Annotated in this window: 4 protein-coding genes and 1 pseudogene; 4 read left to right on the top strand and 1 reads right to left on the bottom strand. The window is 60.5% G+C overall.

The annotated features are described in order from the left end of the window. Both AAC083_RS15730 and AAC083_RS15725 read left to right on the top strand, forming a co-directional pair. Positions 1-1,379, top strand: a pseudogene (locus AAC083_RS15730) (gamma-glutamyltransferase family protein); the annotation flags it as partial. Positions 1,380-1,820: 441 nt separating this feature from the next. Continuing rightward, on the top strand, positions 1,821-3,002 hold the full coding sequence (locus tag AAC083_RS15725; RefSeq protein ID WP_108537087.1) for a M28 family metallopeptidase: 1,182 nt from the start codon (positions 1,821-1,823) through the stop codon (positions 3,000-3,002). A 67-nt stretch (positions 3,003-3,069) separates the two neighbouring features. On the opposite strand, the gene AAC083_RS15720 is transcribed toward AAC083_RS15725, so the two are convergent. Continuing rightward, positions 3,070-3,288, bottom strand: a complete 219-nt coding sequence (locus AAC083_RS15720; protein ID WP_108537086.1) for a hypothetical protein — start codon at positions 3,286-3,288, stop codon at positions 3,070-3,072. A gap of 303 nt (positions 3,289-3,591) precedes the next feature. Here AAC083_RS15720 and pykF point away from each other — a divergent pair, with 303 nt between their 5' ends. Then, a complete protein-coding gene (gene pykF, locus AAC083_RS15715) occupies positions 3,592-5,004 on the top strand; it encodes a pyruvate kinase PykF (RefSeq protein ID WP_042035179.1) in 1,413 nt (470 codons plus the stop codon). Between the two features lie 147 nt (positions 5,005-5,151). After that, entirely contained in the window at positions 5,152-8,466 is a 3,315-nt protein-coding gene (gene mscK / locus AAC083_RS15710; RefSeq protein ID WP_108537085.1) for a mechanosensitive channel MscK, read from the top strand. Positions 8,467-8,556 lie beyond the last annotated feature (90 nt).

The raw sequence follows: 8,556 nt of genomic DNA, 5'->3' as shown, positions 1-8,556 counted from the left end.
CCTATGGCCTTCTACGACGGCGTGGTGGGTGGCCGCTCTGTCGGTGCGCCGGGCACGGTGCGGGCACTGGCACTGGCCCATCAGCGCTATGGCAAGCTGCCCTGGGCCACGCTGTTCGAGCCCGCTATCACCCTGGCTGAGCAGGGCTTTGTGATCAGCCCTCGCCTCGCCACTCTGCTGGCAAAAGACCCCTATCTCGCCAAAGACCCGGATGCCCGCGCCTACTTCTATCTGCCGGATGGCACGCCAAGGCCTGCCGGCAGCACGCTCACCAACCCGGCGCTGGCCCAGGTATTGAAGATCCTGGCCACACAGGGGGCGGATGCCTTCTATCAGGGGCCCCTAGCGGAAGCCATGGTGGCTAAGGTGCGCCAGCATCCCACCAATCCCGGCGTGCTGGCGGCGGCCGATCTGGCCAGCTATCGTGCCAAGCTGCGAGACGGCCTCTGCTTTGACTATCGTCAGAGCCAGATCTGCGGCTTCCCGACCCCCTCCTCCGGCACGATAGCGCTGGGCCAGATCTTCGGTATGCTGGAGAGCCGCAACATGGCCGCCCTCAAGCCTGTGACGACGCCTGAGGGGGGGCTGGCCGCCTCAAGCGATGCCATTCACCTCTACAGCGAGGCGGCGCGCCTTGCCTTCGCCGATCGCAACCAGTACGTGGCGGACAGCGATTTTGTCAGCGTGCCGGTGAAGGGGCTGCTGGACAAGGGCTATCTGGTCGAGCGGGGCAAGCTTATCGGTGAGCAATCCATGGGGGTCGCCCAGCCCGGTACGCCGCCGCTGGCACTGGCCCGCGGCAAGGATGCGACCCCTGAGCTCCCCTCCACCAGCCACGTCTCCATCGTCGACAAGGCCGGCATGGCGGTCTCCATGACCAGTTCCATCGAGGATGGCTTCGGTTCGCGGCTGATGGTCAACGGCTACCTGCTCAACAACCAGCTCACCGATTTTCCTTCACCTCGGTGGATGCCGCCGGTCTGCCGGTGGCGAACCGGGTGGCGCCCGGCAAACGGCCGCGATCCTCCATGTCCCCCGTGCTGGTGTTTGACAAGCACAGTGGCGAGCTCGAAATGAGCCTGGGCTCCCCGGGGGGCTCCGCCATCATCAACTACGTGGGCAAGACGCTGCTCGGCACCCAGGATTGGGGGCTAAACCTGCAACAAGCCATCAACCTGCCCAACTTCGGCAGCCGCAACGGCCCCACCGAGCTGGAAGCGGGACGCACACCGGAGAGTGTGGTAGAGGGATTGAGAGCGAGAGGCCACGAAGTGGTACTCAGCGAGCAGACCTCGGGCCTGCAGGGGGTCGAACGCAATGCTGGCGGCTGGTTCGGCGCCGCCGATCCGAGGCGCGAGGGGATTGCCAAGGGCCAATAAATGCCCGCGTCTCTGCACCAAGGCGACCTGAGGGTCGCCTTGGTGCTTGTGGCCACCCCCAACAGCAGCGAGCCTGGTTAGGCCATCGCCCGGGCCGGCCAGATCAATCCGGCCATCCCGGCACAACATGGCACAACATGGCACAACATGGCACAACATGGCCGACATGGCACACTTTGGGTCCCTGCGTCAGCCCCCCAGCCGGGACACAATGACCACAGCACGGCGACCAGACTGCCACTCCCCCTCTCATCAGCACAAAGCACTGACCAACCCCGCTCTCCCCCCAGCTAAACAGCAGATCCTGCAGCGACCCCCACCGGATGGGGAAACCCGCCAGATGGGCAGATCCGGCGTGCGATCCTCTGACTAGACTGAGTTGGTCGTCTTATGACACCCATTTATGGTATTCACCTGTCACTCACCCCGGAAGGATCCGATATGAAACCCTTGCTGACCGCCCTCTTGCTCCCCCTGCTGCCCCTCGCCGTGCAGGCCGCCGACCCCGTCTGGATCACGATCGGTGCCGACAGCGGCGTCGAACTCAAGCAAGTCAAGGCCAAGCTGGCCCCCCTGTTCAGTGCCAGCGGCGCCCCCGTCCAGCTGGCGCAGATCGAGGCGAGCGAGCTCGGCACCCTCTCCCACCTGATGCACGAAGGTCATCAGCGCTGCGGTGGTTATGTGGTGCACAGCACCCTGGCCGACGCCCTGCAGAGCATGGCCCAGCCCCTCACACAAAACCTGTTCAGCGCACCACCGCTGACTCAGAGCGCCAGTGTCAACCGACTGCTGCCCTATCTGGATCAGGGCAACATTGTCGGCACCATCAGCAAGCTCGCCAGCTGGCGCAACCGCTACTACACCACCACCACAGGGGTGCAATCCGCCGACTGGGTGGCCAGCCAGTGGCAGAGCCTGAGCGCCCCCCTGCCCTGGGCCAGCGTCAGCCGGGTCAAGCACAGCGGCTACCCGCAGCAATCCGTGGTGCTGACCCTCAAGGGCAGTCGCTATCCGGATGAAGTGGTGGTGATTGGCGGTCATCTCGACTCCACCGCAGGCTCGGCCCCCAACAGCAGCACCCTGGCCCCCGGCGCCGACGATGACGCCTCCGGCATCGCCACGCTGACCGAAGTGCTGAGAGTCATCGCCGAGCAGGGGCGCCAGCCGGAACGCACCCTGCAATTTATCGGCTATGCGGCAGAAGAGGTGGGTTTGCGCGGATCCAAGGACATCGCCAGCCGCTACAAGGCAGCCAACACCAAGGTACTGGCCGCGCTGCAACTGGACATGACCAACTATCAGGGCTCGGTCGAGGACATCGTCTTCATGACCGATTACACGGACAAGGGCCTGACTGGCTATCTCGCCCAGTTGCTCGATGCCTACCTGCCGCAAATCAGCTATGGCTACGACAGCTGCGGCTACGGCTGCTCGGATCACGCCTCCTGGCACAATCAGGGCTATCCCGCCGCCATGCCGTTCGAGTCGCGCTTCAACGACTACAACCCCAACATCCACACCGCGCAGGATACCCTGAAAAATTCGGACGCCTCCGCCGGCCACGCCCTCAAGTTTGCCCAGCTGGCCACCAGCTTCGCCATCGAGATGGGCAAGATCAACTGAGCAAGGCGCCGTTGAAAACAGGATAACAAGAGGGAGGCTTGGCCTCCCTCTTGTTATCCGCCCCCGTTCAGTGCGGCCTTTGTTGCCAGCCGAGCAGGCTGTCCTGGCGCAATTGCCGCCAGGCGTCACGGGAGAGGCCAGGTTCGCTGGCGGCCAGCATCTGCTTCAATTCGATAAGCTCAAGGGCACTGGCAGCCCGGGGGGCAGGATCGCCCGGCCAGCAGGCGGCAGGCAGTGCCTGTATGACCAGCAGGGCGAGGGAAAGTATCAACAGATAGGGCGTCATCTTGGGGCTCTCATGTTCCGTCACCGGGTCTATTCTTGTCGGGACTGATGACGGCTTGATGACAGGATGGGATCGTCATTTTACCACATCTGATGAGGCGGGCCGGCGCCTGGATACATATGGCAACATTTATGCCAAATCTGCGCGGACCAGTTAATTTATGCCCTAAAAAGTAGCCGGGAGGAAAACGTTATCCTTGAAAAGAAAACGTTATCTGGTCAAAACGTTGTTTCTGGATCATAAAAAGTATCCAAAAACTGGTGTATATTGCACGGCGGAAACTCCTTAACCATGAAGACTGACATGAAAAAGACCAAAATCGTCTGCACCATCGGCCCCAAGACCGAATCTAAAGAAATGCTGGCTAAAATGCTGGATGCTGGCATGAACGTCATGCGCCTGAACTTCTCCCACGGCGACTACGCCGAGCACGGCGGTCGTATCAGCAACCTGCGCGCTGTCATGGCCGAAACCGGCAAGCATGCAGCCATCCTGCTGGACACCAAGGGTCCGGAAATCCGTACCATCAAACTGGAAGGCGGCAACGACGTTGCCTTGGTCGCTGGCCAGACGTTCACCTTCACCACCGACCAGACCGTGGTTGGCAACAAAGACAAAGTGGCCGTGACCTATGCCGGTTTCGCCAACGACCTGCGCGTCGGCAACCGCATCCTGGTGGATGACGGCCTGATCGGCCTGGACGTGATCGAAATCACCGAGCGTGAAGTCATCTGTAAAGTGCTGAACAACGGTGATCTGGGCGAGAACAAGGGCATCAACCTGCCGGGCGTCTCCATCAAGCTGCCGGCCCTGGCCGAGAAAGACAAGCGCGACCTCATCTTCGGCTGCGAGCAAGGCGTTGATTTCGTTGCGGCGTCCTTCATTCGCAAGAAAGAAGACGTGCTGGAAATCCGTGAGCACCTGAAAGCCCACGGTGGCGAGAACATCCAGATCATCTCCAAGATCGAAAACCAGGAAGGCCTGGATAACTTCGACGAGATCCTGGCGGTCTCCGACGGCATCATGGTTGCTCGTGGCGACATGGGCGTGGAAATTCCGGTTGAAGAAGTGATCTTCGCCCAGAAGATGATCATCACCAAGTGCAACAAGGCACGTAAAGTGGTCATCACCGCCACCCAGATGCTGGATTCCATGATCAAGAACCCGCGTCCGACCCGCGCTGAAGCAGGCGACGTAGCCAACGCCATCCTGGACGGTACCGACGCAGTCATGCTGTCCGGTGAGTCCGCCAAGGGCAAGTACCCGCTGGAAGCCGTGACCATCATGGCCACCATCTGCGAGCGTACCGACGCCGTGATGCCGTCCAACCTGTCTGCTGCCAACGACAGCAACAAGCTGCGCATCACCGAAGCCGTATGTAAAGGCGCGGTCGAGACCTCCGAGAAGCTGGATGCCCCGCTGATCGTGGTTGCCACCGAAGGCGGCAAGTCTGCCAAGGCCATTCGCAAGTACTTCCCGCAAGCCTGGATCCTGGCCATCACCACCAACAAGAAGACCGCTGCCCAGCTGGTTCTGACCAAGGGTGTGGTTGCTCACGTGGTTGACAGCATCGCCTCTACCGACGATTTCTATCACATCGGTAAAGAAGCGGCACTGGCCAGCGGCATGGGTCTGAAGGGTGACGTGGTTGTCATGGTCTCCGGTGCCCTGGTACCGAGCGGCACCACCAACACCGCCTCCGTTCACGTACTCTAATTCGTACTGAACCGATGAAACGGCGCCTGTGGGCGCCGTTTTTTTTATCTGTCCCCCTGCTTACCGTGCAAGCCCGGTGTTAGAATCCACGCGGATTGAATTCAAATGGGAAATGTCCCAAATATCGCGTAATAACCCGGAAGTTTTATGCTCTCAACACGTTTTAAAAGAGCCTCGGCGACCCTGTTGCCGCTGCTCTGCTTATTCATCAGCCTCTGCGTACCGCAGGCCATGGCGCAAGACCTGCCCCAACGGGCCAGCGTACAGCGTGCGCTCGATGCCATCGGCAAGTCAGATACCCTCACCGTCAGCCAACAGACAGACCAGAAGTTTCTGACCGAGACCCTCAGCCTGCTCGACAGCATCGAGAAGGAACAGGCCAAGGCCAAGAGCCAGGCCCAACGCATTCGCGCGCTACCCGGTGAGCTCAGGGATATCAGCGCCAAACTCGATGCCCTGGCCCAGAACAAGAGCGACGAGCAGATCACGAGCGAATACGCCCGTATGAGCCTGAGCGAGCTGGAGAGTCGCCAGCCAGATGTCGTGGCCAACATGCAGAATGCCCAGGAGGCCCTCGGCACCATCAGCAGCCAGCTGACCAGCCTGCAGACCCTGCCGGAGCGCGCACAGGCCAACATGAGCCGCGCTTACCAGGACAGCCAGAGGATCCGTACCCGCCTCAACGCAGGTGACGGGGTAAGCAGCGCAGAGAAGATGAAGCTGGGCACGGAACTGGCATTGCTGGAGCTGCAACTTGCCAACCTGCAACAACAGCTGGATAACCGCACCAGCATGCAGGATCTGGCGGTCAAGCAACGGGACTACCAGAATGCCCGCCTCGCCAACGAGGAGAGAAAGCTGCAACTGCTGCAAGAACAGAGCAGTGCCAAACGTCTGGGCGATACCGAAAAAACGGCCGAACAGACCGGCGAACTGGTCGCCATCGACGATAACCCACTGGTACAAAAAGAGCAGGAACTCAACCATCAGCTCAGCCAGCAACTGGTCAGCGCCACCACCAATCTCAACAAACTGGTGCAGAACAACCTGCAAGCCAAGAGCTGGCTGGAACGCGGCACCCAGACAGAGCGCAACCTGAACGAACAGGTACAGATGCTCAAGGGCAACCTGCTGCTCTCCCGCATCCTCTATCAGCTCTACCAGCAGCTGGAGTCCGCCCCTTCCACTCTGGTCAAAAATCTGGAAGAGCAGATCGCCGACCTGCATCTGGCCCAGTTCGAACTGAGTCAGCAACGTGATCAACTGTTTCAGAAAAACCAATATCTGGACAACCTGATCGCCAACAGCAGAGAGCCGGTCAGTGCAGAGGACAGAGCCAGCCTCGCCACCCTGCTCGACACCCGCATCAACCTGCTCGACCAGCTCAACCGTCAACTCGACAGTCAGCTGACCAACGCCATCAGCCTGCAACTGACCCAGCAGCAGCTGGCACGGATCTACGCTTCCATCGAATTTACCCTGCAGCAACACATCTTCTGGGTCAGCAGTAACAAACCCATCGACATGAAGTGGTTCATCAACTGGCCAGCCCTGGCCTACAAGCAAGCCTCAGACTGGGTGCTGAAGCCGGACTGGCAAAGCTGGCGGGCCAAGCTGCTGGGGGTCTCCCTGCTGGCCTTTCCGCTGCTGCTGATCGGCGGTCTGCTGGTATGGCGGCGCCCGACCCTGATTGAGCGCGAGAAGAAGATCACCAAAGACCTTGGTCGCTTCCGCCAGGACAGCCAGTGGCATACCCCGCGCGCTCTGCTCTATACCGTGCTGCAGCGCCTGCCGGGTAGCCTGTTCATACTGGCGGCCGGTCTTTGGCTCGCTTACTGTGGCCTGCTCAGTCCCAAACTGATTTTCCAGATCACCCTCAACCTCGCCCTCGGTTATCTGGTGTTCAGCGTCTATCTGACGGTGATGCGCCCGGGTGGCATTGCCGAATCGCACTTCCGCATTCCGAAGGCCGTGTTGCAGGCCAAGCGCACCAGCATGCGCTACCTGTGGCTGCCGCTGCTGCCACTCATCATGCTCTCTACCAAGGCGGTCGTAGAGCCCTCGTCGCTGGGCAACGATGTTATCGGTCAGGCGCTGACCCTGCTGCTGCTGGGCCTCACCACCTATCTGGTGTTCCCCATCTCTCGCGCCATTATCAAGGGCGAGGGCAGCATGCAACAGTCGATCACGGCGGGTGCCCTGGCGCTGGCGCCGGTGGCACTGATGGTGCTGGTCGGACTGGGCTACTACTACACGGCGCTGAAACTGACTGGCCGTCTGGTGGAATCCTTCTACCTGCTGATCATCTGGCGCCTGGTCTATCGCACCTCACTGCGTGGTCTGGAGCTGGCGGCCCGTCGCCTGGCCTACCGCCGCGCCGTCGCCAAGCGTGAACACAGATCGGTGGAAGATGCAGAAGGTGGCGAGTCCATCGAAGAGCAGCCCATGGATCTGGAAGAAGTCAGCCAGCAATCCCTGCGCTTGACCCGCACTGTGTTGCTGCTGGTATTCGGTGTCGCCTTCTACTGGCTCTGGTCTGATCTGGTGGCGGTCTTCTCCTACCTCGACAGCATGGTGCTGTGGCACCGCAGTGAAGGGACCGGCGCTAATGCCGTGCTCTTCCCGATCAGCCTGAGCGACGCGCTGACCGCCCTCTTCATGCTGGGGGCAATCTGGTCACTGGCTCGTAACCTGCCTGGTCTGCTGGAAGTGCTGGTGCTCTCCAAGTTGAGCCTGGCCCAAGGCACCGCCTACGCCATTACCACCATGCTCAACTATCTGCTAATCGGGATAGGTACCCTGACGGCGCTCTCCATGCTCGGCATGCAGTGGGAAAAACTACAATGGATGGCTGCAGGCCTGACCGTCGGTATCGGTTTTGGCTTGGGTGAAATCATCGGTAACTTCATCTCCGGCATCATCATACTGTTCGAGCGTCCGGTGCGGATTGGTGACACAGTCACCATTGGTACCTTCTCCGGCACCGTCTCCAAGATCCGTATCCGCTCTACCACCATCACCGACTTCGACCGTAAAGAGGTGATCATCCCCAACAAGGTGCTGATGACCGAGCGACTGATCAACTGGTCGCTGAGTGACACTGTCACCCGGGTGATCGTACGGGTGGGGGTGGCTTACGGCTCGGATCTGGAGCTGACCCGCACCCTGCTCAAACAGGCGGCCGACGAGAACAGCCGCGTGCTGAAGGATCCGGCTCCCATCGTCTACTTCCTCACCTTCGGTCCCAGCACCCTGGAACATGAGCTGCGCTTCTTCGTGAGTGAGCTCAGCGATCGCAACCCGACGGTGGACGAGTTGAACCGTAAGATAGACGCCCTGTTCAAGGCGAACGGCATCGAGATCGCGTTCAACCAGATGGATGTCTACATCAAGAACATGAAGGGTGAAGAGCTGAAGGTGGAGCCCAACTCCGATGCCCTGCCGGGCCAGCAGCCCGCCTGATGCCGGACGACAACCACTCCCCAAGGCCCCGTGACGGGGCCTTTTTTATGGCTCTGTCCCAATTACGTGTTGAAAGGCTAATCTTGAAGT

The sequence above is a fragment of the Aeromonas sp. HMWF014 genome (assembly GCF_963878295.1).
In the GTDB taxonomy this organism is placed as follows: domain Bacteria; phylum Pseudomonadota; class Gammaproteobacteria; order Enterobacterales; family Aeromonadaceae; genus Aeromonas; species Aeromonas popoffii.
The sequence above is the reverse complement of the archived record's forward strand: the minus strand, read 5'-3'. Positions and strand labels throughout refer to the sequence as shown.

Coding starts and splice junctions, on each gene's coding strand:
- AAC083_RS15725 (WP_108537087.1), top strand. CDS start 1,821: ATGAAACCCTTGCTGACCGCCCTCTTGCTCCCCCTGCTGCCCCTCGCC.
- mscK (WP_108537085.1), top strand. CDS start 5,152: ATGCTCTCAACACGTTTTAAAAGAGCCTCGGCGACCCTGTTGCCGCTG.
- AAC083_RS15720 (WP_108537086.1), bottom strand. CDS start 3,288: ATGACGCCCTATCTGTTGATACTTTCCCTCGCCCTGCTGGTCATACAG.
- pykF (WP_042035179.1), top strand. CDS start 3,592: ATGAAAAAGACCAAAATCGTCTGCACCATCGGCCCCAAGACCGAATCT.